Below are 22,302 nucleotides of genomic sequence, written 5' to 3' on the forward strand. Positions count from 1 at the left end.
ACCTCAGCCCCTTCCGAGCTGCTTGGAGATGGACGCGAGGAGTTCGAGCCGGCGCTCCAGCGGCGGATGCGTGGAGAACAGGTTCGCCAGCGTCTCCCCCCTGGCCAGGGCCGGGGCGAAGTAGAAGGCGTTGAACGGCGCCGCCTCGCGCAGGTCGGTGGTCGGGATCCGGGCCATGTCGCCGGTGACCTTGGTCAGCGCGCTGGCCAGGGCCGAGGGACGCTGCGTGAGCAGGGCTCCGGCCCGGTCGGCGGCCAGCTCGCGGTAGCGCGACAGGGCTCTGGTGAGCAGGAAGCTGACGGCGTACACGACGAGCGAGACGAACATGATGATCAGCCCGACCGGCACGCCGCCCTGGCCGTTGTCCCGGCGTCCGCCGAAGCCGGCGTACAGGGCGAACCTCGTCATCAGCCCGGCGACGATGCCCAGGAACGAGGCGATCGTCATGACGGCGACGTCGCGATGGGCGACGTGCGACAACTCGTGCGCCAGGACGCCTTCGAGCTCCTGCGGCTCCAGGCGGCGCAGGATGCCCGTCGTCACGCAGACGACGGCCCGCTTCTGGTTACGGCCGGTGGCGAAGGCGTTGGGGACGTCGGAGTCGGCGATCGCCACCCGCGGCTTGGGCATGTCCGCCAGCGCGCACAGCCGGTCGATCAGGCCGTGGAGCTCGGGGGCCTCCTGTGGGGAGACCTCCCGTCCGTGCATCGCGAACAGGGCGATGCGGTCGGACAGGAAGTACTGCACCAGCAGCAGCCCCCCGGCGAGCACCAGCACGGTCAGCGCGCGCACGCCGAGGGCGATCAGCACGCCGACGAACGCCACGTAGAGCAGCCCCAGCAGGAACATCGTCACGACCATGCGGCGGGTCAGGCCGCTGTCGGACGCGAACCGCGTGCCCACGGGACTCAGCCCGGGATGAGGCCTTGGTCGCCCAGCATCTCCCGGACCTCCTCGATCGAGGCGTCCGCGGGGGGAAGGATCAGCTCTGACGGCTCAAGGCTGTCGTCGGGAAGCGCCTTGCCCACATGGCGCACCTTGTCGAGCAACGCGTGCAGCTTGACGCGGAAGGCCCCCTCGTCACCGGTCTCGATGGCGGCCTCCAGCTCGCTGTCGAGCTCGTTGAGCACCGCGATGTCGTCCGGCGAGATCTCGACCTGGCCCTCGCCCATGATTCTGACGATCATGCGTTCTCCCCGGGCTGACGCAGCTGCTGGGTGTGACCCTGCTGCGGCTGGGCCTGCTGCTGGGGCTGCCCCTGCTCGATGGCGCTCTTGGGCGCCGGGCCCTGGCCCAGCTCGGCCTTCATCCGGGCCAGCTCCAGCTCGACGTCCATGCCGCCGCCCATGCGGTCGAGCTCGGCCTGGATGTCGTCGCCGCGGGTGCCGCTGAAGTCGTCGAGCGCGCCACTGGCCAGCAGCTCGTCGATCGCGCCCGCGCGGGCCTGCATCTGCGCCGTCTTGTCCTCGGCGCGCTGGATCGCCAGGCCGACGTCGCCCATCTCCTCGGAGATGCCGGAGAACGCCTCGTTGATGCGCGTCTGGGCCTCGGCGGCGGTGTAGGTCGCCTTGATCGTCTCCTTCTTCGTGCGGAAGGAGTCGACCTTGGCCTGCAGCCGCTGGGAAGCCGTGGTCAGCTTCTCCTCCTCGGCCTGCAGGTTGTCGTGCTGGACCTTGAGGTCGGCCATCTGCCCCTGCAGATTGGACCGCCGCTGCAGGGCCTCGCGCGCGAGGTCCTCGCGCCCGACGGACAGCGCCTTGCGTCCCTGCTCCTCGTAGCGCCTGGCCTGCGCCTCCAGGCCGTTGATCTGCAGTTCTACCCGCTTGCGCGAGGTGGCCACGTCGGCCACCCCTCGACGCACCTTCTGCAGCAACTCGAGCTGCCGCTGATAGGAGTAGTCAAGCGTCTCGCGCGGATCCTCCATCTTGTCCAGGGCCTTGTTGGCCTTGGACTTGAAGATCATCGAAAGTCTCTTCATCACGCTCATGCGCGTCGGCCGTCCCCTTCTAGGTCGTGCTGGTGTTCACCCAATGCAGCGCAGCCGCCTTGGGATTACCCTACGCATAACGCACGGGGGCGTCACTAAGTTGCAGTCCAGGTAGGGTTGACGTGTGTTGCGACGCCGATCCCAAACCTCCGTGGACGACACCCCCGTCCCCGTTGACGATCCTAAGCCCCAGGGTAAAGGTCGTCCCACACCCAAGCGCCGGGATGCCGAGGGCAGACGACGCCAGCCGGTCTCCGCGCCGAAGGACCGCAAGGAGGCCTATCGGCAGATGCGCGCCAAGCAGGCCGCCGAGCGCGACCGGGCCCGCAAGGGCATGCTCGCAGGTGACGAGCGTTATCTTCCGGTTCGCGACAAGGGTCCGGGGCGCAAGTTCGCGCGCGACTGGGTCGACTCGCGGCGCCTGCCCAGCCAGTACTTCCTGCCGTTCTCGCTACTGATCCTGCTGGCGACCTGGATCCCGTGGCCGATCGAGATCCGCGCCAAGGTGCTCAACATCGTGATCGCGGTCGGCTGGCCGATCATGATGGTCGGCGTCCTGGCCACCTCCCTCTACGTGGCGTGGAAGGTGAAGAAGGAGGTCGCGGCCAAGTTCCCGAACGAGAGCGTGAAGGGCGTCGGCTTCTACGCGGCCATGCGCGCTTTGCAGATCCGCAAGCTGCGGTTCCCGCCGCCCACGGTGCTGCCGGGCGGGAAGCCCGCGCCGCCCAAGAAGTAGCCCCGTTTTCCCGATTTTTCGGGAAAACGGCTTATCGGCGACGTCCGCGTGCCCATCACCGTCCGGTGGTGGGCACGCGTGCTTCCCGCCTTTCGCCGTGCGTCCCCGCTCAGCGGGCCGGTTTCCAGCGCAGGACGCCGCCGGCGACCACAGGGCGGCGGCCGTCGATCGCGCCGCCCCGTTCGAGGGCGTCGGCCACGGTCCGCAGCAGCGTGTACGACGACCGCAGCCGCCTGCCCGTGACCCCGGACACCGTCCCGTCGGCCGAGCTGACGGTGGCGTACGCCGTGGCGCCGTCGGCGGCCGTGTAGGACAGGATCGGGATCAGCAGGCCGTCCCAGGACCCGGCCGGACGGCGGGCGCACATCTCGCGCCAGGCGTCCCTGATGCCGCGGACGGTGAGATGGTCGCCGACGCCGGGGCGGAAGCCCAGGACGCCGGCGCCGCGCGCGCCGTTGTGGCGCAGCAGGGAGGCGCGCAGGGCGTCGGGGAAGTCCACGCCCATCTGCGACTCGGCCACGGCGATCGTGCGCGCCCTGACCGGCCCGCCGAGCGTGCGGTAGGTGCGGGGCGCGTTGCTCCTGAGCCAGCGTTCGATGCGCCGCCACTGGGCGTCCACGGCCCGTTTGACGTCGGGCGCGACCCTGCGGGGGTCGATCGGGCGGCGCCGGGGCGCGCAGTTGGGCGCCTGTGCGGCGGAGGCGGCGGGGGTGGGCTGCGCGGTCGACACGGGCTCGGCCGGCGGCTCCACGGGCGTCACTGCCGTCAGGGGCGTCACGGGCTCGGGCCCCGCCGGGGGCGGTTCCTCCTGTTCGGTGACGGCGCGCACGAGGGCCAGGGCGCCGCGCTGCACCGACGTCCCCATCAGGGCGAACCCCAGCGTGAGCGTCACGACGACCGCGATGACCAGCCACGACAGGACCGTTCCCGCACGTCGGCGCCGCGGTGCGGGCGCCGGGACGGACGGCGGCGGCTCGGCCCGCGGCAGGCGGGCCCGGCGGCGCAACCGCACCGCGAGGGCGATCAGGACGGCCGCGGTGAGAGCCTGACGGACGAGCTTGAGCACGTCGCGCACCCTATCCCGAATCGAATCGGCTCATGTGACGCTCTAAGGTCGAACGTATGGAATTCCGACACCTCGGCCGCAGCGGTCTCATGGTCAGTGAGATCAGCTACGGCAACTGGCTCACCCACGGCTCCCAGGTCGAGGAGGACGCCGCCAAGCTGTGCGTGCAGGCGGCACTCGACGAGGGCATCACCACCTTCGACACCGCCGACGTCTACGCGGGGACGAAAGCCGAGGAGGTGCTCGGCCGGGCGCTCAAGGGCGTCCGCAGGGAGTCGCTGGAGATCTTCACCAAGGTCTACTGGCCCACCGGCCCCGGCAAGAACGACCGCGGGCTGTCCCGCAAGCACATCACCGAGTCGATCAACGCCTCGCTGCGCCGCCTCCAGACCGACTACGTCGACCTGTACCAGGCCCACCGCTTCGACAACGAGACGCCCCTTGAGGAGACCCTCAAGACGTTCGACGACCTCGTACGCCAGGGCAAGGTGCTCTACGTCGGCGTCAGCGAGTGGACGGCCGAGCAGATCGGCCGCGCGCTGAAGATCGCCGACGAGATGGGCTTCGACCGGATCGTGTCGAACCAGCCGCAGTACTCGATGTTGTGGCGGGTCATCGAGGCGGAGGTCGTGCCGCTGAGCGAGCGCGAGGGCCTCGGCCAGATCGTCTGGTCGCCGATCGCGCAGGGCGTGCTCACCGGCAAGTACCTGCCCGGCCAGCAGCCTCCGCAGGGCTCGCGGGCGACCGACGCGAGCGGCAGCGCCATGATCGCGCGGTACATGAACGACGACGTGCTCACCCGCGTTCAGGAGCTGCGGCCGATCGCCGACGACCTCGGCCTGACCATGGCCCAGCTCGCCGTGGCCTGGGTGCTGCAGAACCCGAACGTCTCCAGCGCCATCGTCGGCGCCACCCGCCCCGAGCAGGTGCGCGACAACGTCAAGGCGGCCGGCGTCAAGCTGGAGGACGACGTGCTCAAGCGCATCGACGACGTGCTCGGCACGGTCGTGGAGCGCGACCCGGCCAAGACGGTGAGCCCCGCCACCCGTCCGTGACCCGGAAAACGAGAAACCCCTTGAGCCACAATGCGCTCAAGGGGTTTCCGTTTTTTCGCGGATCACTCCGGACGCAATGACAATCCCGTGTATTCGACGCGGTCCTCGTCGAGCAGCGCCACCTGCTCGACGCCGGATTCGAGCAGCTCACGCCAGTTCTCCCCGAGCCAGGACTCCGCATCGGCCTGACTCGGGAAAACCTCTCGCGGCAAAGGGCGGTCCGTCACCTCACCACCATTTGCATTTTCATAACGCCACCGCCATGTCATGCCATACGCTCCTTCTCCGCGGGTTCGCCGGCGCCTTCCCTCCGACGGCACTGGAACCCTACTCCCGAGCTCGGAGGTCCATCGATGCTGCGCGCGGGCCGTGTTGCCGCGGCGGTCGTCCTGGGGGCGGCCGCCGTAGTCCTTCTCCCCTCCTCCGCGCTCGGCTCACCCTCCTCGCGACCCGGCGGTCCCGCGCCTGGGGTCGTGCGGCTGTGGGGGGTCTGGCGCAGCGACGGCACGGCGTGGCTGGCGTCCACGGCCGCGTACGAGCCGGCGGACGGCTCGGTCGTCGGGTGGCGCTTCGCGGTCTCGGCCGACGGGTCGGTGGGCGAGCCGCCGGGGGGTGAGCTGCCGTCGTTCCCGGCGGTGTGCGTCCAGGACGCGGCCGGCTCGGGGCACAAGCGGGTGGCGGTCGCGGTGGACTTCGGGGACGGGGAGGGCGACGTCCCGTCCGGTGAGCGGCCGCCGGCGCACCCGCTGCTGCGGTGCGTGACCGGCGCCGAGGACGCGACCGCCGCCCAGCTCCTGGCCTCCGCGGCCAGGGTCGGCGTGAACGGGCGCGGCGAGGTCGTGTCGGTCAGCGGCTACCCGTCCCAGGGCGCCGGGACGGGCCCGTCCCAGGAAGCAGGGGCGGCCCCGTCCCGGGAGGCGCATGCCGCCGAGCGGGCCGCCGCGCCCCCGAGCGCGCCCGGCGGGGCTCCGGCGATGCTGATCGCGGGCGGTGCGGGGGCGCTGTTGCTGCTCGGCGGGGGCACGGCCCTGGCCACCCGCCGCCGCCCCGGCCGGGCCGGTCGGGCCGGTTGACCCGGCAGCTCGTGTCGGCCCGATCGCCCCTCGCGCCGGTCGGGCTGGTCGGGCCGGTCGGTAGCCTCTGGGCGGTGAAGATTCTTCTCTCCGGGACCGGGGGTGCGGAGGGCTGGCCGGTGGACGGGTGCCCGTGCGCCTCGTGCGCCCGGCTCCCCCAGGACCGCCGTCGCCGCCCCTTCGAGCTGCTCGTGGACGACACGGCGCGGTTCCCCTTCACCGGCGGCGGCGCGTTCGGCGGCGGGCTCGGGCTGGTGGCGGCCGACGGCGCGGCGGTGCTGTGCCTGCCGGCGGGCCGGGAGGCCCCCTCGGACGGTCCCGCCCGCTACGACGCCGTCGTGCTGGACCTGCTGGACCGCCCGCAGCGGCTCGGCGAGCTGCGCCGCGCCGGGCTGGCCGACGACCGGACCACAGTGGTGGCCGCGTGGCTGGACCACCGGATCAGGTCGGAGGAGGAGCTGGCCAGGCGGCTGCGGTTGTGGGGGGCGGTGGCCGTGCCGGACGGGACGGTCCTGGGCAGCGGCGGAACGGTCCGCGAGACGCCGCCGCGGCGGGCGTTGCTGCTCGGCGGGTCCAGGTCGGGCAAGTCGGCCGAGGCCGAGCTGCGGCTGGCGGCCGAGCCGTACGTCACCTATGTCGCCACCGGCGGCGACGGCGCGGCGGACGGCGAATGGGCGGCACGGGTACGGGCGCACCGGGAACGGCGGCCCGCTCACTGGGACACGGCCGAGACGACGGACCTGACCGGGGTCGTCGCGGCGGCGCGCACGCCCCTGCTGATCGACGGGCTGGGCACGTGGCTGGCGGCGGTGTTCGACGAGCACGGGGCCTGGGACGGCGACCGCACGCCGGTCGCCCGGCGCTGCGCGGAGCTGGTCGAGGCGTGGCGCGGCACGCCGGTGCCGCTCGTGGCGGTCTCGGACGAGGTGGGGATGGGCGTGGTGCCCGCCACGTCCGCCGGCCGGGCCTTCAGGGACGCGCTCGGCAGGCTCAACGAACAGCTCGCCGCCGAGTCGGAGTACGTCGCCCTGGTGGTCGCGGGACGTCCGCTGGAACTGTGACCCGTGGCCTCCGGGAGCCGGGGCTACGGGCGTACGGCTCTGGCGTACCAGCGGCCGTCGAGGCGGTCGACGTGCAGCGGACGGCCGAAGCACTCCGACAGCAGGCCGGGGGTGAGCACCTCCGACACCGGCCCGGCGGCCAGCAGCCGCGAGTCGCGCATGAGCAGCGCGTGCGTGGTGGTCGCGGGCACCTCCTCCAGGTGGTGGGTCACCGTGACCGTGGTCAGCACCGGACGGGTGGCGGCCAGCTGCTCGACCGCGGTGATGAGGTCCTCGCGGGCCGGCAGGTCGAGCCCGGCGAACGGCTCGTCGAGCAGCAGCACGGCGGGCTCGGCCATGAGCGCCCTGGCCACCCTGACCCGGGCCCGCTCCCCTTGCGAGCACACCCGGAACGGGCGCTCGACCAGGTCCTTGCAGCCCAGGTCGGCCAGCAGGCGGGTGGCGCGCTCGCGCTCGTTGTCGCCGTACTTGTCCCACAGCGGGACGCTCGTGCCGGTGTGGCCGGTCAGGACCACCGTGTGCGCGGTGGCGCCCTCCTCCTCCAGCAGGTCCTCGTCGATCAGCCGCTGACTGGCCGCGACCAGGCCGATGTGGCGGCGCAGCTCCCGCAGGTCGACCCGGCCGAGCCGGTGGCCGAGCACGCTGACCGCGCCCTCGCTCGGGTGGCGCACCGCCCCGGCCAGCGAGAGCAGGGTGGTCTTGCCCGCGCCGTTGGGGCCGAGGATCACCCAGTGGTCGCCGTACGCCACCTGCCAGTCGATGCCGTCGAGCAGCGTTTTGCCGACAACCCGGACAGCTACACCTTCGAGTTCAAGCACGTGCATTCCCGCCACATTAGTCGGCCCTAGGATCGGTCGTTATGCCGCTTGCTGAGCTGACCCATGGGCTGCGCTTCGCGATCGGCATGCTCAGCGCCGTTCCCGTGCGGGTCGACAGGGTCGATCGGGAGGTCGCCGGGCCGGCCATGGTGGCGGCCCCCGCGGTCGGGCTGGGGCTCGGCGCGGTGGCGGGCCTGGCGCTGCTGCTGCCGGGGCCGCCGCTGCTGGGCGCGGCGCTCGCGCTCGGGCTGCTCGCCGCGCTCACCCGCGGCCTGCACCTGGACGGGCTGGCCGACCTCGCCGACGGCCTGGGCAGCGGCCGGCCCGCCGAAGACGCCCTCGACATCATGAAAAAGTCGGACATCGGGCCGTTCGGGGTGATGACGCTGGTCATCACGCTGCTCGTCCAGGCGGCGGCGCTGACCGGGGCCGGTTACCCCGCCCTGGTGACCGCCTGTGTGGCCGGGCGGCTGACGCTCACCTGGGCGTGCCGGGCGGGCGTGCCCGCCGCGCGGCCCGGCGGGCTCGGGGCGATGGTGGCGGGCACCGTGAGCGATCCGGCGGCGTGGCTGGCCACGGCGGCCGCCCTGGCCGTGACCGCCGGGCTGGGGCTGGCGGCCGGGACGTGGGCGCCGCCGATAGCGCTGGCGGCCGGGCTCGGGGCGGCGCTGCTGCTGCTCCGGCACGCCCGTCGGCGGCTCGGCGGCGTCACGGGGGACGTGTTCGGCGCCCTGGTGGAGACCGGGACGACGGCCGCGCTGGTGGTGTGCGCGATCCTGCCCTGACCGCGCTGACCGGGCTGACCGCGCCGACCGGGCCGACCGCGCCGACCGGGCTGACCGCGCCGACCGGGCCGACCGGGCCGACCGGGCCGACCGGGCCGACCGGGCCGACCGGGCCGACCGCGCTGACCGGCAAACTGGCGGACCGGCGGCGCGGTCGCCGCGCCCGGCGCCCGGCTCCCGGCTTCCGGCGCAGGCCGGGTCAGGCGGCCGGTTGCGGGGCGCGGGCCGGGAGGCGGCGCACGAGCACCACGCAGAGCAGCGCGAGCGGGACCCAGCCGACCAGCCCGGTGAGCCCGGACACCGCCGTGTCGGGCGGGGCCGCGGCGTCCCCGAGCAGCAGCACGGCGGGCAGCACCGCGTTCAGCGAGCCGTGCGCGACCACGCAGGGCCACACGCTGCCCGTACGCAGCCGCAGCCAGCCGATCGCGATGCCGGCCAGCACGCAGAAGCCGATGAACTGCAGCGCCGCCCACGACCCGAGGCTCGGGTAGTTGTAGCCGAGCAGGGTGAGCGGGGCGTGCCACAGCCCCCAGATCGCCCCGGACAGCGCCAGGCCGCCGAGCGGGCCGTACGTGCCGGACAGCCGGGGCAGCAGCCAGCCGCGCCAGCCCCACTCCTCACCCAGCGCCGGGACCGCGTTCAGCACCGGGCCCGCCAGCACGCCGATGGCGATCTGCAGGTAGAGCGCCGGGCCCGGGTCGGCCGGCGGTTGCACGCCCCCGGCCGCGAGCTGGGCCCGGAACAGGCTGAACCGGTCGAGGTCGAGCGGGAACAGCCCGACGGCGGTGCTGAGCCCGGCGCAGACGGCGATCAGCAGCGGCACGCCCAGCCAGGCGGCCAGCACGTACCGGCCGGTGCGGCCCTTGCTCTCGCCCAGCGTCAGGCCGGTCTCGGCGGCCCAGCGCCGCCAGGGCGCCCGCGACAGCGCCCACACCCCGAGCACCCCGGCGGTCGGCGTGAACATCATGACCGCGGCCAGCCCCTTGGCCGCGGGCGAGCCCAGGCCCGCGCCGAGCCAGATGGGCAGCGCCACCAGCCAGGACAGCCCGAAGGCGAGGACGAGGAAGACGGGAAGCTGTTTTCTCATGACCGTGCACGCTCCGCGACGAGGGCGTTGATGAGGGACGCGCCGCGCTCGGCGTCGTCGATGCTGATCGCCAGCCGCCCGCCGGAGCGGTAGCCGACGACCAGGCACTCGCCGCCGCGCAGCATGATGGTGGCCGCGCCGGGCAGGCCGCGGAAGCCCCAGCCGCCGACCTCGCTCGGCCTGCGGTCCTCGGTCCAGGCCCGGTCGATCCGCGACAGCGGGATCCTGCGCGCCGGGACGCCGAACGGCCCGAAGCCGATGACGAGCGCGTCGTCGCCGACCCGTACGGACAGCGTCGCCGTCGCCAGCCCCGCGACCAGCACGATCACGGCCCCGGGCAGGGCGGAGGCCATGGTCGCCGCCGGCACGACGCCGGCCAGGCGCAGCCCGCAGAGCACGACGATCGCCGCCGCGGCCACCAGCGTCAGCGCGACCAGCCAGGGGTTGACCAGCCGGCTGACCCAGACCGTGCGGCGACCGGGCCGCAGCTTCATGGCCGGTGGCGGCTGAACGGCCTCGACCGGGTCGGGCCCGCCCCTGCCGAGGTAGCCCGCGAACACGCCGACAGCGAGGGATCCGACGACGACCAGCGGGACGTGCCAGCCCGGCAGGCTCGCGGCCGTCCAGTCGGGCACGTCGAGGTTGGCCGCCAGCGTGGAGGCCTGCGTGCCCAGCACCAGGACGCCGCCGCCGAACAGCCCGCCCCACCACAGCGCCCGCCCGTTCCGGTGCCGCAGCGCCCAGCCCCGCGCGGCGACGGCCAGGAACACGATCCACACCACGGTCCACACCGCCGCCACCGTCAGCACGTGGGCCTGGAAGGACGCCGAGCCGTCGACGCCCGCCGCGCCCCAGTGGGTGGCCAGCGGGTCGGGCAGCCGGTCGCGCAGCCCCATGGGGGCCAGGAGCAGGGCCGCCGTGACGGCCGCGCCCCACCCGGCCGCGGGGATTCGGGGGTTCATGGCAGATCCTCCAGGATGGTGATGAGGTCCTCACGGCGGTAGCCGTGCCTCTCGGCCTCCTCCAGCAGCTCCCGGGCGCGCTGCACGAGCAGCGCGCGCCCGTCGGCCTGGCCCGCGACGCTGACCCCGCGCCCCCGCCTGAACTCCAGCAGCCCCTCGTCGCGCAGGTCGCGCAGGGCGCGCAGCACGGTGTTGGGGTTGATGCCGAGCGCCCTGGCGAGGTCGCGGGCGGGCGGAAGGCGGTCACCGGGCGTGTAGGAGCCCTCGCCGATGGCGCGGCGGATGGCGCCGGCCACCTGTTCGTGGAGGGGCCGTGCGTCGTTGAGATCGAGCGCGAGCAACATGATGCTAATGACACTAGCACCATGAAACGGAATGCGTCCGACCAGCATTTGTAGGATGAACCCCTGTTTGTGAGTACGCAGAAACCGTGGATAGCATCGGTTTACGTGACCACTGTGCGGCTGAACTCAGCAGACCCAGTCTCTGTCGACACCGACGCCCTGATCGTCGGCTTCCGGCCCGGCCAGGACGGCCCCCGCCCGGCCACGGGCGCTGAGTCCCTCGACGCGGCTTTCGGCGGCAACCTCGCCACCTCCCTCAGCTCGCTCGGCTTCTCCGGCAAACCCGGAGAGCTGGCCAAGCTGCCCACGTTCGGCGCCGTCCAGGCCCCGGTGCTCGTCGCCGTCGGCCTGGGCGACTCCTCCGACCACGAGTCCCTTCGCCGCGCCGCCGGCGCCGCCGTGCGGTCGCTCGCCGGCACCGCGCGCGCCGCGCTGGCCCTGCCGGCCGACGACGACGCCCAGGCCGAGGCCGTCGCCCTGGGCGCGCTGCTCGGCGCGTACGGCTTCGACCGCTACCGCACGGGCGAGCCGCCGAAGGCCCCCGTCTCCGAGATCACCGTCCTGTCCGGGCAGGGCGAGTCCGCCGCCGAGCGGGCCGGCGTGCTGGCCGAGTCGGTCTCGCTCGTCCGCGACCTGGTCAACACGCCGCCGTCCGACCTGTGGCCGGCCAAGTTCGCCGAGATCGCCGAGCAGGAGGGCGCCAAGCACGGGCTGACCGTCGAGGTCCTCGACGAGAAGCAGCTCAAGGACGGCGGCTACGGCGGCCTGGTCGGCGTCGGCCAGGGCTCGGTCAACCCGCCGCGCCTGGTCCGCGTCGCCTACAGCCACCCCGAGGCGGGCAAGACGCTGGCGTTCGTGGGCAAGGGCATCACGTTCGACTCCGGCGGCCTGTCGCTCAAGCCGTCGGCCGCCATGGACTGGATGAAGTCCGACATGGGCGGCGCGGGGGCCGTGCTCGGCGCGCTGGTCGGCATCGCCCGGCTCGGCCTGCCGGTCAACGTCGTCGGCTACCTCTGCCTGGCCGAGAACCTGCCGAGCGGCACCGCCCAGCGCCCCTCCGACGTCATCCACAGCTACAGCGGCAAGACCGTCGAGGTGCTCGACACCGACGCCGAGGGCCGCCTGGTGCTCATGGACGGCATCGCGCGCGCCGCCGAGGACGACCCCGACCTGATCGTCGACATCGCCACGCTGACCGGCGCGCAGATCGTCGCGCTCGGCTGGCGCACCGCGGGCGTCATGGCCAACGACGACGCCGTCCGCGAGCTGGTCGTCGAGGCCGCCACCGCCGCGGGCGAGGGCGCCTGGGGCATGCCCCTGCCGGAGGAGCTGCGCAAGGGCCTCGACTCGCCGGTCGCCGACATCGCCAACCTCCACCCCGAGCGCTTCGGCGGCATGCTCACCGCCGCCATCTTCCTCAAGGAGTTCGTGCCCGACGGGGTGCGCTGGGCGCACATCGACATGGCCGGACCGGCCTACAACAAGGGCGAGGCGTACGGCTACACCCCCAAGGGCGGCACCGGCGCCATCACCCGCACCCTCATCGGACTCGCAGAGCGGCACGCGAGCATCTGAAACAAATGAAAAGATGACGGCATCACGAACACCCCGACAAGGAGCCTTCCTGTGGCCTATGACATCGTCGTCCTAGGTGGCGGCAGCGGCGGTTACGCCTGCGCGCTTCGGGCGGCCGAGCTGGGCAAGTCGGTCGTCCTCATCGAAAAGGACAAGATCGGCGGCACCTGCCTCCACAGGGGATGCATCCCCACGAAGGCCCTGCTGCACTCGGCCGAGGTCGCCGACGAGACGCGCGAGAGCGCGTCCTTCGGCGTCAAGGCGAGCTTCGAGGGCATCGACGTCCAGGGCGTGCACGCGTTCAAGGACAAGATCGTCACGCGGGCCTGGAAGGGCGTCCAGGGCCTGCTCAAGGGCGCGGGCGTGACGGTGGTCGAGGGCGAGGGCCGTCTGGTGGGCCCGCGCAGCGTGCAGGTGGGCTCGGAGGTCTACGAGGGCGCCAACCTCGTGCTGGCCACCGGCTCGGCCCCCCGCACGCTGCCCGGCCTGGAGATCGACGGCGAGCGCATCATCACCAGCGAGCACACCCTGAAGATGGACCGCGTGCCGTCGTCGGTGATCGTCCTGGGCGGCGGCGTGATCGGCGTCGAGCTGGCCAGCGTCTACCGCTCCTTCGGCGCCGAGGTCACGATCGTCGAGGCGCTGCCGCACCTGCTGCCCACCGAGGAGGAGTCCAGCTCCAAGCTGCTGGAGCGGGCCTTCCGCCGCCGCGGCATCAAGTACGAGCTGGGCGTCTTCTTCGACTCCGCCAAGACCACCGAGACGGGCGTGGTCGTCACCCTGGCCAACGGCAAGACCCTCGACGCCGAGCTCCTGCTCGTCGCGGTCGGCCGCGGCGCGGTGTCGTCCGGCATGGGCTTCGAGGAGCAGGGCGTGACCATCGAGCGCGGCGCCGTCGTGGTCGACGAGCACTGCCAGACCTCGGTCCCCGGCGTCTACGCCATCGGCGACCTGATCCCCACGTTGCAGCTGGCCCACGCCGGGTTCGCCGAGGGCATCATGGTGGCCGAGCACATCGCCGGCCTCAACCCGCCGCCGATCGACTACGCCGGCGTGCCCCGCATCACCTACTCCGACCCCGAGGTCGCCTCGGTCGGCATCACGTCGGCGCAGGCCGCCGAGCGCGGCATCGAGATCGTCGAGCAGGTCTACGACCTGGCCGGCAACCCCAAGAGCCAGATCCTCGGCACCTCCGGAGCGGTGAAGGTCATCGCCCAGAAGGACGGCCCGGTCGTCGGCGTCCACATGGTGGGCCGGCGCATCGGCGAGCTCGTCACGGAAGGCCAGCTGATCTACAACTGGGAGGCGCTGCCCGCAGAGGTCGCCCAGCTCATCCATGCACATCCGACCCAGTCCGAGGCAGTCGGTGAGGCGATGCTGGCCCTGGCCGGCAAGCCGCTGCACGTACACAACTAGTCCAGCCCTCGAGATCAGAACGCGAGAGAAGAATAACGATGCCGGTCTCCGTACAGATGCCCCAGCTCGGCGAGAGCGTGACCGAGGGCACGGTAACCCGTTGGCTGAAGAAGGAGGGCGAGCGCGTCGAGGCCGACGAGCCGCTCCTCGAGGTCTCGACCGACAAGGTCGACACCGAGATCCCGTCGCCTTCCGCGGGTGTCCTCACCAAGATCGTCGTGGCTGAGGACGAGACGGTCGAGGTCGGCGCCGAGCTCGCCATCATCGACGAGAACGCCCAGCCGGGCGCCGCCGCCCCGGCCCCGCAGGCCGCTCCCGAGCCCGAGCCGGAGCCCGAGCCCGAGCCCGCCCCGGCTCCCCCGGCCTCCTCCATCCCGCAGCCGGCCCCGGCCCAGCCCGCTCCCCAGCAGGCCGCCCCGGCTCCGGCCCCGCAGGCCCCGGCCCCGCAGGCCGCTCCGGCTCCGGCCCCGCAGGCCCCGGCCCCGCAGCAGCCCGCCGAGCCCACGCCGCTGCCGTCCTCGGGCGACAGCCCCTACGTGACGCCGCTGGTGCGCAAGCTCGCCAACGAGCACGGCGTCGACCTCGACTCGATCAACGGCACCGGCGTCGGCGGCCGCATCCGCAAGCAGGACGTGCTGGAGGCCGCCAAGTCCCAGCGCGCCCAGGCCGCCGCCCCGGCCGCGGCTCCGGCCGCCCAGCCGGCCGCCGCCGCGCCGGCTCCCGCCGCCGCCCAGGCCCCGGTCGCCGCGGCGCCCGAGCCGGTCGAGGTGGACACCACGCTGCGCGGCCGTACGGAGAAGATGACGCGGCTGCGTCAGACCATCGCCAAGCGCATGGTCGAGTCGCTGCAGACCGCGGCGCAGCTCACGTCGGTCGTCGAGGTCGACGTCACGAAGATCGCCCAGCTCCGGGCGCGGGCCAAGGACGACTTCTTCCGCCGCGAGGGCGTGAAGCTGACCTTCACCCCGTTCTTCGCGATGGCCACCGTCGAGGCGCTCAAGCAGCACCCCAAGCTCAACGCCACGATCAACAACGAGACCAACGAGGTCACGTACTTCGACGTGGAGAACCTGGGCGTCGCGGTCGACACCGAGCGCGGCCTGCTCGCGGCGGTCGTCAAGAACGCCGGCGACCTCAACCTGGCCGGCCTCGCCCGCAAGGTCACCGACCTGGCCGAGCGCACCCGCAACAACCAGGTGACGCCCGACGAGGTCACCGGCGGCACGTTCACGCTGACCAACACCGGCAGCCGTGGCGCGCTGTTCGACACGCCGATCCTCAACCAGCCGCAGGTGGGCATGCTCGGCACCGGCGCGGTCGTCAAGCGGCCCGTCGTGCTCGACACGCCGGAGGGCGAGGTCATCGCGGTGCGGTCGATGGTCTACCTGGCGCTGACCTACGACCACCGCCTGGTCGACGGCGCCGACGCCGCCCGCTTCCTGACGACGATCAAGCGTCGCCTGGAGGAGGGCCGCTTCGAGGCCCAGCTCGGGCTCGCGTAGTCATCGCTCATGAGGCCGGGTGGCTCCTTCGGGGGGCCGCCCGGCCTTTGGCGTACTGTGGGGCCATGGCGATCATCGTGACCGGGGCGTCGGGCCTGATCGGTACGGCGCTGGTCGGGGCGCTGCGCGACGAGGGGCGGGAGGTCGTCCGCCTGGTCCGGCGGGAGCCCGCGGGGCCCGGAGAGGCCTTCTGGGACCCTTCGGCGGGGGTGATCGACCGGGCCGCGCTCGAAGGGGCCGAGGCCGTGGTGCACCTGGCCGGGGCCTCGGTCGGCGACCGGCGCTGGACCGCGGACTACAAGCGCGAGCTGGTGCGCAGCCGCGTCGAGGGCACCCGGCTGCTGGTCGACGCCCTGCGCGCGCTCGGCAGGCCGCCCGAGGTGCTGCTGTCGGCCTCCGGGGTCGACTTCTACGGCGACACGGGCAGCCGGGAGATCGACGAGAGCCAGGGCAAGGGCCAGGGGTTCCTGGCCGAGCTGTGCGAGCGCTGGGAGCGGGAGGCCGAGCGGGCCGCCGAGGCCGGCTGCCGGGTCGCGCGGCTGCGGACGGCGATGGTGCTGAGCCGGCACGGCGGGGCGCTCGGGCGCATGCTGCCGATCTTCCGCATGGGGCTGGGCGCGCCGCTGGGGACGGGCCGGCAGTACTGGTCGTGGATCTCCTTGGACGATTGGGTGGCCGCCGCACTACATATCCTGGAAAATCGGGATATTGAGGGTCCGGTCAATCTCGGGTCCCCTTCTCCGGTCACCAACGAAGAATTCACCCGGACTCTGGGTAAATGCCTGCGTAAAGGCACAGTCCCCATGCCGGTACCGGCGTTCGCCCTGTCCATCGGGGTGGGCGAATTCGCCCGCGCGGGGCTGCTGCCGAGCCATCGCATGATCCCGCGGAAACTGCTTGACAGCGGCTACGGCTTCACGCATACCCGTCTCGACGAGGCGCTGCGCGCCGTACTGTAGGGTGCCGTTCGTCCTTCAGCACGCAGGAGATCCGACATGAGCAGGTCCGGGCAGTCGCACATTCTGGCCATCGGGGGCGGGTCGTTCCGCCCGAGCGAGCGTCACAACTTCATCGAGGCGAGCGGGTTGCTGCGGTACGGCCTCGACCTGACCGGCCAGGACCGCCCCAAGCTCGGCCTGGTCGCCACCGCCGTCGGCGACTCCTCCGACTGGCTGCTGAAGATGTACGGCGCCTTCTCCGGCTGGGACGTCGAGCTGAGCCACCTGACCGTCTTCCCCATGCCCAACGTGGAGGACGCGCGGGCCTGGGCGCTCGAACAGGACATGATCTACGTCAGCGGTGGCAGCGTGGCCAACCTGATGGCGTTGTGGCGGCTGCACGGCCTCGACGAGGTCTTCGAGGAGGCCTGGCGGGCCGGCGTGGTGCTGTCCGGGCAGAGCGCGGGCGCCCTGTGCTGGCACGTGGGCGGCAACACCGACTCCTTCGGCCCGGCGCTGCGTCCGTGGGCCGACGGGCTCGCGCTGCTGCCGTACTCGTGCGGGGTCCACTACAACGCCGAGCCGCAGCGCCGCCCGCTGCTGCAGGAGTCGGTCGCCTCCGGCGAGCTGCCCGGCGGGTACGCCGCCGACGAGGGCGTCGCCCTGCACTACGTGGGCACCGAGTTCATCCAGGCGGTCACGGTCGACCCGCGGGCGTACGCGTACCGGCTGGAGTACGACGGCGCCAACGGCGTCAAGGAGTTCAGGATCGAGCCACGCCTGTTGACCCCCTGATTACCCGGACAGGGTGAGGGAACGGCACAATAGGCTCATGCGCCCCATCCACGGGGACGATCCCCACGCGCTGGCCGTCGTCCGCCTTGGTGTGGACGTCCCCTACGAGCAAGCCTGGTCGTTGCAGCGCTGGATGCACGGCAAGCGGGTCGCCGGCGAGCTGGGCGACGCGGTCCTGATCCTGGAGCACGCCCCCGTCTACACCGCGGGCAGGCGCACCCTGCCCGGCGACCGCCCCTCCGACGGCACCCCCGTCGTCGACGCCGACCGGGGCGGCCGGGTCACCTGGCACGGCCCCGGCCAGCTCGTCGCCTACCCCATCGTCGCCGTCGCCGACGTGACCCGTTACGTCTGCGCCCTTGAGGAGACGATGATCCAGGTGTGCGCCGACTTCGGCGTCACCGGCCGGCGGGTGCCGGGGCGTCCGGGCGTGTGGGCGGCCGGCGACGTCGCCCTGGGGCTGCCCGACCGGCAGCTCGGCGCGGTCGGCATCCGCGTCGCGCGCGGCGTGACGATGCACGGGTTCGCGCTCAACTGCGCCAACGACCCCCGGTGGTTCAACCGGATCACGCCGTGCGGGCTGCCCGACGCGGGGGTCTCCTCGCTGTCGGCCGAGACCGGCCGCCGGATCGTGGTCGAGGAGGTCATCCCGATCGCCGAGAAGCGGCTGGCCGACGCCCTCGGCAGGGAGCCGTTCGACCTGCACGAGGAGGATCTGCTGCGCAGGTGACCGAATCGGCATCGAACAGCGGTTGAATCTGGATCTTTCCGGCTTAACATCGCCGTGTGAAGCGTTCCGCCGCTCTCGTTCTCGCGCTCCTGGTTCACCTGCTCACGCTGGCCTTCCTCGCGCTGGGCGCGTGGGCCGTGCTGGCGCACCTCGACTCCCTCGTGGCGTGGCTGGTCGGCGGCGTGAGCCTGGCCCTGGGATGGGCGCTGCGGCCCCGTCTTCCCCGTCTGCCGGCCGACGCCGAGGTGCTCGACCGCGCCGCGGCCGGCGAGCTGTACTCGCTGGCCGACCGGGTGGCCGACCGGGCCCGCGTCAAGAGGCCGCGCAAGGTCGCGGTCCGGGACCTGGCCACGGAGACCGTCTATGACCATGTGGGCGTGCCGCGCACGCCGGTGCTGGTCATCGGGCTGCCGTTGTGGCTGGCCCTGACGCCGCGGCAGCGGGTGGCGCTGCTGGCCACCGCGTACGCGCGCACCCCCGCCGCCGAGGAGCTGATCGTGGACGGCGCCCTGTTCACGCTGGCCTCCTGGCACGACGCGCTGCTCGGGTCGAGCGCTCCGCTGAAGATCAGGGAGGAGGCCCAGGCCAAGATCGCCGCTTCGTCGCTGGGCGCGATCGACCAGCCCGGCACGACGTACGAGGCGGCGGGGTTCTTCGGCCGGATGATCGGGCGGGTGCTGGGCGGCCCGGTGCTGCTGGCGGAGTACGCGCTGACGGCGCTGGCCCGCGCCGGGCGGCCCCGTGCCGAGCAGCGGCGGGAGGCGATCGCCCGGCGGGTCGTGTCCGAGGCCGAGCTGGACGAGCTGCGCGGCCTGGCCGCCGGCGGCTACCTGGCGCCCATCCAGGCCGCGGCGCTGCGCGGCGAGAGCGTCACCGAGATCAGGCAGGGCGCGCTGGCCCGCCACCGGCTCACCGACGACGGCGTGCTGACCTCGGCGCCGCACTCGGAGCTGCTGGACACCGCCGGGTCCGCGCTGATCGACGAGGAGCTGCTGCGCCACTACACCAGGGCGATCCGCGGCTTCGGGCTCATCACCTGACCCTCGACCGGTCCGGTTCCGCGGCGGACGTAAGCTGGACGGGTGACCGTTGCTCCTGATGGCCGAAAGCTCCTCCGCCTGGAGGTGCGCAACGCCGAGACCCCTATCGAGCGCAAGCCCCCGTGGATCAAGACCAAGCTGAAGACGGGCCCCGAATACACCGAGCTGAAATCGCTCGTGCGCCGGGAGGGCCTGCACACGGTCTGTGAAGAGGCGGGCTGTCCCAACATCTACGAGTGCTGGGAAGACCGCGAGGCGACCTTCCTCATCGGCGGCGACCAGTGCACCCGCCGGTGCGACTTCTGCCAGATCGACACGGGCAAGCCCAAGGAATACGACCGCGACGAGCCGCGCCGGGTCGCCGAGTCCGTCCAGCAGATGGGCCTGCGCTACGCGACCGTGACCGGCGTGGCCCGCGACGACCTGCCCGACGGCGGCGCCTGGCTCTACGCCGAGACCGCCCGGCAGATCCACTCCCTGCTGCCCGGCTGCGGCGTCGAGCTGCTGGTGCCCGACTTCAACGGCAACCGCGACCAGCTGGAGGAGGTCTTCTCCAGCAAGCCCGAGGTGTTCGCCCACAACGTCGAGACGGTGCCGCGCATCTTCAAGCGCATCCGCCCCGCCTTCCGCTACGAGCGTTCGCTCGGGGTGATCACGACGGCCCGCGAGGCCGGGCTGGTCACCAAGTCCAACCTGATCCTGGGCATGGGCGAGACCCGCGAAGAGATCGTCGAGGCGATGCGCGACCTGCACGCCGCCGGCACCGACCTGCTGACGATCACCCAGTACCTGCGGCCGACGCCGCGCCACCACCCGGTGGAGCGCTGGGTCAAGCCGGAGGAGTTCGTCGAGCTGCAGGCCGAGGCCGAGGCGATCGGGTTCGCCGGGGTGCTGTCGGGGCCGCTGGTGCGCTCGTCGTACCGCGCGGGCAGGCTCTACCAGCAGGCCATCGCGGCCCGCCAGACCACCTGATCCAGGCTGACCCCAGCCGATCCCGCCTGATCTTGCTTGAGCGGAGCCCCGGGCCGTTGCCCGGGGCTTTTCGCGTCCCTAGCATGGCAGGGCTGCCGAGGGAGGGCGAGGCCATGGCGACCGTGATCCGCACCAGCGACCTGCCCGCGCGCAGCCGTCACGACGCCTGGCGCGGCATCGTCTGCGACACGCTCGGGCCGCTCGATCTGCGCATCGATTCCGGCGCGCCGCTGCGGGGCGAGATCGAGCTGGGGCAATTAGGCCCCGTGGGCGTGGGCCGGGTGCGCACGTCCACGCCGCACAGCGTCCACCGCACGGCGAAGTTGATCCACCGCGACAACCCCGAGCTCTACCGGGCCGTGCTGGCCGTCTCGGGCAGCCCGGTGCTGCGCCAGGACGGCCGCGAGATCCGCCTGGACAAGGGCGAGTTCGCCATCTACGACTTCACCCGCCCCTACGAGATCGCCTACGACTCGGCCGTGCAGCTGGCGGTGTTCAGCTTCCCGCACGAGCTGCTGCCGCTGCCGTACGACGACGTGGCCCGGCTGACCGCGGTGCCCGTCTCGGCGCGCGAGGGCGCCGGCGCGCTGGCCGTGCCGCTGCTGCGCCGGGTCACCGAGGACTACGACGACTACACCCCGGCCAGCGCGGCCAGGCTGGCGACGGTGGTGATGGACCTGGTCACCACGGCCCTGGCCGAGCGGGCCGAGCAGGCCGCCGCGGTGCCCGAGGACGCCCGCCGCCGCGCCCTGCTGCTGCGCATACGCGCCTTCATCGACCAGCGTCTGGGCTGGTCCGACCTCGATCCGGCGATGGTGGCCGAGGCGCACCACGTCTCGGTGCGTTACCTGCACCGGCTGTTCGAGTCCGAGAACACGACGGTGGCCGCCTGGATCAGGCACCGGCGGCTGGAGCGCTGCCGCGCCGACCTGCTGGGCGCCCGGCACCTGCCGGTCGGCGAGGTCGGGGCGCGGTGGGGGCTGCCCGACTCGGCGCACTTCAGCAGGCTGTTCAAGCGGGCGTACGGGCTGCCGCCGGCCGAGTTCCGGCGCGCCAACCCCGTGCGCTGAACGTCAACCGTCCTGGCACGGGGATCCAAGACGCGCGGGGTCGTGGCCAGCAGACTGAAGGTGTTCCAAAACACCCCAGATGCCTAGGAGCACGACATGCAGCTCTTCCTCAACCTTCCGGTCAAGGACCTGGACCGGTCGCAGAAGTTCTTCACCGAGCTCGGCTTCACGATGTACGGCATGGCCGAGGGCATGGCCTCGGTGCTCGTCAACGAGCAGACCCAGGTCATGCTGCTCACCGAGCCGACGTTCTCGACGTACGTCACCAAGGAGATCGCCGACGCCACCACCAGCACCGAGGCCATCCTGGTGCTCGGCATGGAGAACCCGGCCCAGGTGGACGAGCTGGTGGACAAGGCGCTCGCGCTCGGCGCCACCCCGGCCGGCGTGCCGCAGGAGGCCGGGTTCCGCTACCAGCGCGGCTTCGCCGACCTCGACGGGCACCACTGGGAGGCCCTCTGCCTGGTCCAGCCCGCGTGAACGGCCACGCCACCTCGGCGGACGGCACCGTGCTGGCCTACGACAGCTACGGCGCCGGGCCCGCGGTCGTGCTGGTCAACGGCGCGTTCGGCGACCGGGCGCACCCCACGCTGGCGGGCGTGGCCGCCGCGCTGGCGCCCTGGTTCACGGTCGTCAACTACGACCGCAGGGGCCGGGGCGGCAGCGGCGACACCCGGCCGTACGCGGTCGAGCGGGAGATCGAGGACCTGGCGGCGGTGATCGGGGCGGCAGGCGGGACGGCCATGGTGTTCGGGGGCTCGTCCGGCGCGGCGCTCGTGCTGGAGGCCGCCGCCCGGGGCCTCGGCATCACGAGGGTGGCGGTGTGGGAGCCGCCGTACCACGTGGACGCGGACGCTCCCCCGCTGCCGGACGACTTCGCCGCGCAGCTCGACGCGCTGGTGGACGCGGGCCGCTGGGAGGAGGCGGTCGAGCGGTTCATGGTGGAGGCGGCCGAGGTGCCGGCCCGGGCCGTGGCCGCGATGCGGGCCGACGCATCGTGGGCGCACCTCAAGGGCGTGGCCCGCACGCTGGCCTACGAGGCCGCCGTCCTCGGGCCGGGCAACCGGCTGCCGGCCGCCACGCTGGCCGCGATCGCACAGCCGCTGCTGGTGCTGAGCGGGGAGCGGAGCCCCCGGTGGATGGCGGGCGCGGCGCTGGCGGTCGCGGCGGGCGTGCCGGGGGCGCGGCACCGGGTGCTGGAGGAGCAGGCCCACGCCGTGACGCCGGAGGCGCTGGTGCCCGAGTTGCTGGAGTTCTTCGCCCGGTGACAGGCTTTGCGTAACGTAAAGG

The 22,302-nt window shown here is 72.9% G+C and carries 25 protein-coding genes; 16 read left to right on the forward strand and 9 right to left on the reverse strand.

The features are described from left to right. Positions 1-3: 3 nt before the first annotated feature. From htpX to ACWEJ6_RS17840, 3 genes are read right to left on the reverse strand one after another with little or no spacing between them, the layout of a single operon-like run. A complete protein-coding gene (gene htpX / locus ACWEJ6_RS17830; protein WP_358294153.1) occupies positions 4-903 on the reverse strand; it encodes a zinc metalloprotease HtpX in 900 nt (299 codons plus the stop codon). Positions 904-908: 5 nt separating this feature from the next. Further along, positions 909-1,187 carry a PspA-associated protein PspAA gene (pspAA, locus tag ACWEJ6_RS17835; protein WP_352323076.1) on the reverse strand — a complete coding sequence of 93 codons (279 nt, stop codon included), beginning with the start codon at positions 1,185-1,187 and terminating at the stop codon, positions 909-911. Continuing rightward, positions 1,184-1,987, reverse strand: coding sequence for a PspA/IM30 family protein (locus tag ACWEJ6_RS17840; RefSeq protein ID WP_364331825.1), 804 nt, complete (start codon positions 1,985-1,987; stop codon positions 1,184-1,186). Before ACWEJ6_RS17840 ends, pspAA begins: the two co-directional genes overlap by 4 nt. Before the next feature lie 151 nt (positions 1,988-2,138). Here ACWEJ6_RS17840 and ACWEJ6_RS17845 point away from each other — a divergent pair, with 151 nt between their 5' ends. Then, positions 2,139-2,723 carry a DUF3043 domain-containing protein gene (locus tag ACWEJ6_RS17845; RefSeq protein WP_358294154.1) on the forward strand — a complete coding sequence of 195 codons (585 nt, stop codon included), beginning with the start codon at positions 2,139-2,141 and terminating at the stop codon, positions 2,721-2,723. A 109-nt stretch (positions 2,724-2,832) separates the two neighbouring features. On the opposite strand, the gene ACWEJ6_RS17850 is transcribed toward ACWEJ6_RS17845, so the two are convergent. After that, entirely contained in the window at positions 2,833-3,789 is a 957-nt protein-coding gene (locus ACWEJ6_RS17850; RefSeq protein WP_452424703.1) for a hypothetical protein, read from the reverse strand. Positions 3,790-3,845: 56 nt separating this feature from the next. On the opposite strand from ACWEJ6_RS17850, the gene ACWEJ6_RS17855 reads away from it, so the two are divergent. After that, positions 3,846-4,844, forward strand: a complete 999-nt coding sequence (locus ACWEJ6_RS17855; RefSeq protein WP_452424705.1) for an aldo/keto reductase family protein — start codon at positions 3,846-3,848, stop codon at positions 4,842-4,844. A 62-nt stretch (positions 4,845-4,906) separates the two neighbouring features. Here the strand turns inward: ACWEJ6_RS17855 and ACWEJ6_RS17860 are convergent, their stop codons facing one another. Further along, entirely contained in the window at positions 4,907-5,113 is a 207-nt protein-coding gene (locus ACWEJ6_RS17860) for a hypothetical protein (protein WP_352323071.1), read from the reverse strand. 204 nt (positions 5,114-5,317) lie between these two features. Between ACWEJ6_RS17860 and ACWEJ6_RS17865 the strand changes: the two genes are divergently transcribed. Continuing rightward, positions 5,318-5,917: an SCO2322 family protein gene (locus ACWEJ6_RS17865; protein WP_452424707.1), complete on the forward strand. Its 600-nt coding sequence runs from the start codon at positions 5,318-5,320 to the stop codon at positions 5,915-5,917. Between the two features lie 74 nt (positions 5,918-5,991). Further along, positions 5,992-6,978: a bifunctional adenosylcobinamide kinase/adenosylcobinamide-phosphate guanylyltransferase gene (locus ACWEJ6_RS17870; RefSeq protein WP_452424709.1), complete on the forward strand. Its 987-nt coding sequence runs from the start codon at positions 5,992-5,994 to the stop codon at positions 6,976-6,978. 23 nt (positions 6,979-7,001) lie between these two features. On the opposite strand, the gene ACWEJ6_RS17875 is transcribed toward ACWEJ6_RS17870, so the two are convergent. After that, positions 7,002-7,802 carry an ABC transporter ATP-binding protein gene (locus tag ACWEJ6_RS17875; RefSeq protein WP_352323068.1) on the reverse strand — a complete coding sequence of 267 codons (801 nt, stop codon included), beginning with the start codon at positions 7,800-7,802 and terminating at the stop codon, positions 7,002-7,004. A gap of 35 nt (positions 7,803-7,837) precedes the next feature. On the opposite strand from ACWEJ6_RS17875, the gene ACWEJ6_RS17880 reads away from it, so the two are divergent. Next, entirely contained in the window at positions 7,838-8,581 is a 744-nt protein-coding gene (locus ACWEJ6_RS17880) for an adenosylcobinamide-GDP ribazoletransferase (RefSeq protein ID WP_452424711.1), read from the forward strand. 199 nt (positions 8,582-8,780) lie between these two features. On the opposite strand, the gene ACWEJ6_RS17885 is transcribed toward ACWEJ6_RS17880, so the two are convergent. From ACWEJ6_RS17885 to ACWEJ6_RS17895, 3 genes are read right to left on the reverse strand one after another with little or no spacing between them, the layout of a single operon-like run. Further along, entirely contained in the window at positions 8,781-9,668 is an 888-nt protein-coding gene (locus ACWEJ6_RS17885) for a CPBP family intramembrane glutamic endopeptidase (RefSeq protein WP_452424713.1), read from the reverse strand. Then, positions 9,665-10,630: a hypothetical protein gene (locus tag ACWEJ6_RS17890; protein WP_452424714.1), complete on the reverse strand. Its 966-nt coding sequence runs from the start codon at positions 10,628-10,630 to the stop codon at positions 9,665-9,667. Before ACWEJ6_RS17890 ends, ACWEJ6_RS17885 begins: the two co-directional genes overlap by 4 nt. Continuing rightward, positions 10,627-10,974 (reverse strand): GntR family transcriptional regulator, encoded by a 348-nt coding sequence (locus tag ACWEJ6_RS17895; RefSeq protein WP_352353377.1) that lies wholly within the window; start codon positions 10,972-10,974, stop codon positions 10,627-10,629. Before ACWEJ6_RS17895 ends, ACWEJ6_RS17890 begins: the two co-directional genes overlap by 4 nt. A 105-nt stretch (positions 10,975-11,079) precedes the next feature. Between ACWEJ6_RS17895 and ACWEJ6_RS17900 the strand changes: the two genes are divergently transcribed. From ACWEJ6_RS17900 to ACWEJ6_RS17950, 11 genes are all read left to right on the forward strand, one after another. Further along, positions 11,080-12,549, forward strand: a complete 1,470-nt coding sequence (locus ACWEJ6_RS17900; RefSeq protein ID WP_358294170.1) for a leucyl aminopeptidase — start codon at positions 11,080-11,082, stop codon at positions 12,547-12,549. A gap of 51 nt (positions 12,550-12,600) precedes the next feature. Next, the gene (gene lpdA, locus ACWEJ6_RS17905; protein ID WP_358294172.1) at positions 12,601-13,965 is read left to right on the forward strand and encodes a dihydrolipoyl dehydrogenase; all 1,365 of its coding nucleotides are present in this window, start codon (positions 12,601-12,603) and stop codon (positions 13,963-13,965) included. A gap of 38 nt (positions 13,966-14,003) precedes the next feature. After that, complete coding sequence (gene sucB, locus ACWEJ6_RS17910) at positions 14,004-15,467, forward strand: 2-oxoglutarate dehydrogenase, E2 component, dihydrolipoamide succinyltransferase (RefSeq protein WP_397162258.1); 1,464 nt, start codon at positions 14,004-14,006, stop codon at positions 15,465-15,467. 65 nt (positions 15,468-15,532) lie between these two features. Next, complete coding sequence (locus ACWEJ6_RS17915) at positions 15,533-16,426, forward strand: TIGR01777 family oxidoreductase (protein WP_452424718.1); 894 nt, start codon at positions 15,533-15,535, stop codon at positions 16,424-16,426. Between the two features lie 36 nt (positions 16,427-16,462). Next, positions 16,463-17,200: a Type 1 glutamine amidotransferase-like domain-containing protein gene (locus tag ACWEJ6_RS17920; protein ID WP_358294177.1), complete on the forward strand. Its 738-nt coding sequence runs from the start codon at positions 16,463-16,465 to the stop codon at positions 17,198-17,200. Between the two features lie 37 nt (positions 17,201-17,237). Then, complete coding sequence (lipB, locus tag ACWEJ6_RS17925) at positions 17,238-17,930, forward strand: lipoyl(octanoyl) transferase LipB (protein ID WP_358294179.1); 693 nt, start codon at positions 17,238-17,240, stop codon at positions 17,928-17,930. A gap of 56 nt (positions 17,931-17,986) precedes the next feature. Next, complete coding sequence (locus tag ACWEJ6_RS17930; protein WP_452424720.1) at positions 17,987-18,970, forward strand: M48 family metallopeptidase; 984 nt, start codon at positions 17,987-17,989, stop codon at positions 18,968-18,970. Between the two features lie 42 nt (positions 18,971-19,012). Then, positions 19,013-19,942, forward strand: coding sequence for a lipoyl synthase (gene lipA, locus ACWEJ6_RS17935; protein ID WP_352353393.1), 930 nt, complete (start codon positions 19,013-19,015; stop codon positions 19,940-19,942). Positions 19,943-20,055: 113 nt separating this feature from the next. After that, complete coding sequence (locus tag ACWEJ6_RS17940) at positions 20,056-21,012, forward strand: AraC-like ligand-binding domain-containing protein (RefSeq protein WP_387666085.1); 957 nt, start codon at positions 20,056-20,058, stop codon at positions 21,010-21,012. Between the two features lie 96 nt (positions 21,013-21,108). Further along, positions 21,109-21,492 carry a VOC family protein gene (locus tag ACWEJ6_RS17945; protein ID WP_387666083.1) on the forward strand — a complete coding sequence of 128 codons (384 nt, stop codon included), beginning with the start codon at positions 21,109-21,111 and terminating at the stop codon, positions 21,490-21,492. Continuing rightward, the gene (locus ACWEJ6_RS17950) at positions 21,489-22,280 is read left to right on the forward strand and encodes an alpha/beta fold hydrolase (RefSeq protein WP_452424723.1); all 792 of its coding nucleotides are present in this window, start codon (positions 21,489-21,491) and stop codon (positions 22,278-22,280) included. The genes ACWEJ6_RS17945 and ACWEJ6_RS17950 overlap by 4 nt, the downstream gene beginning before the upstream one ends. Positions 22,281-22,302 lie beyond the last annotated feature (22 nt).

The organism is Nonomuraea sp. NPDC004702 (assembly GCF_053601695.1).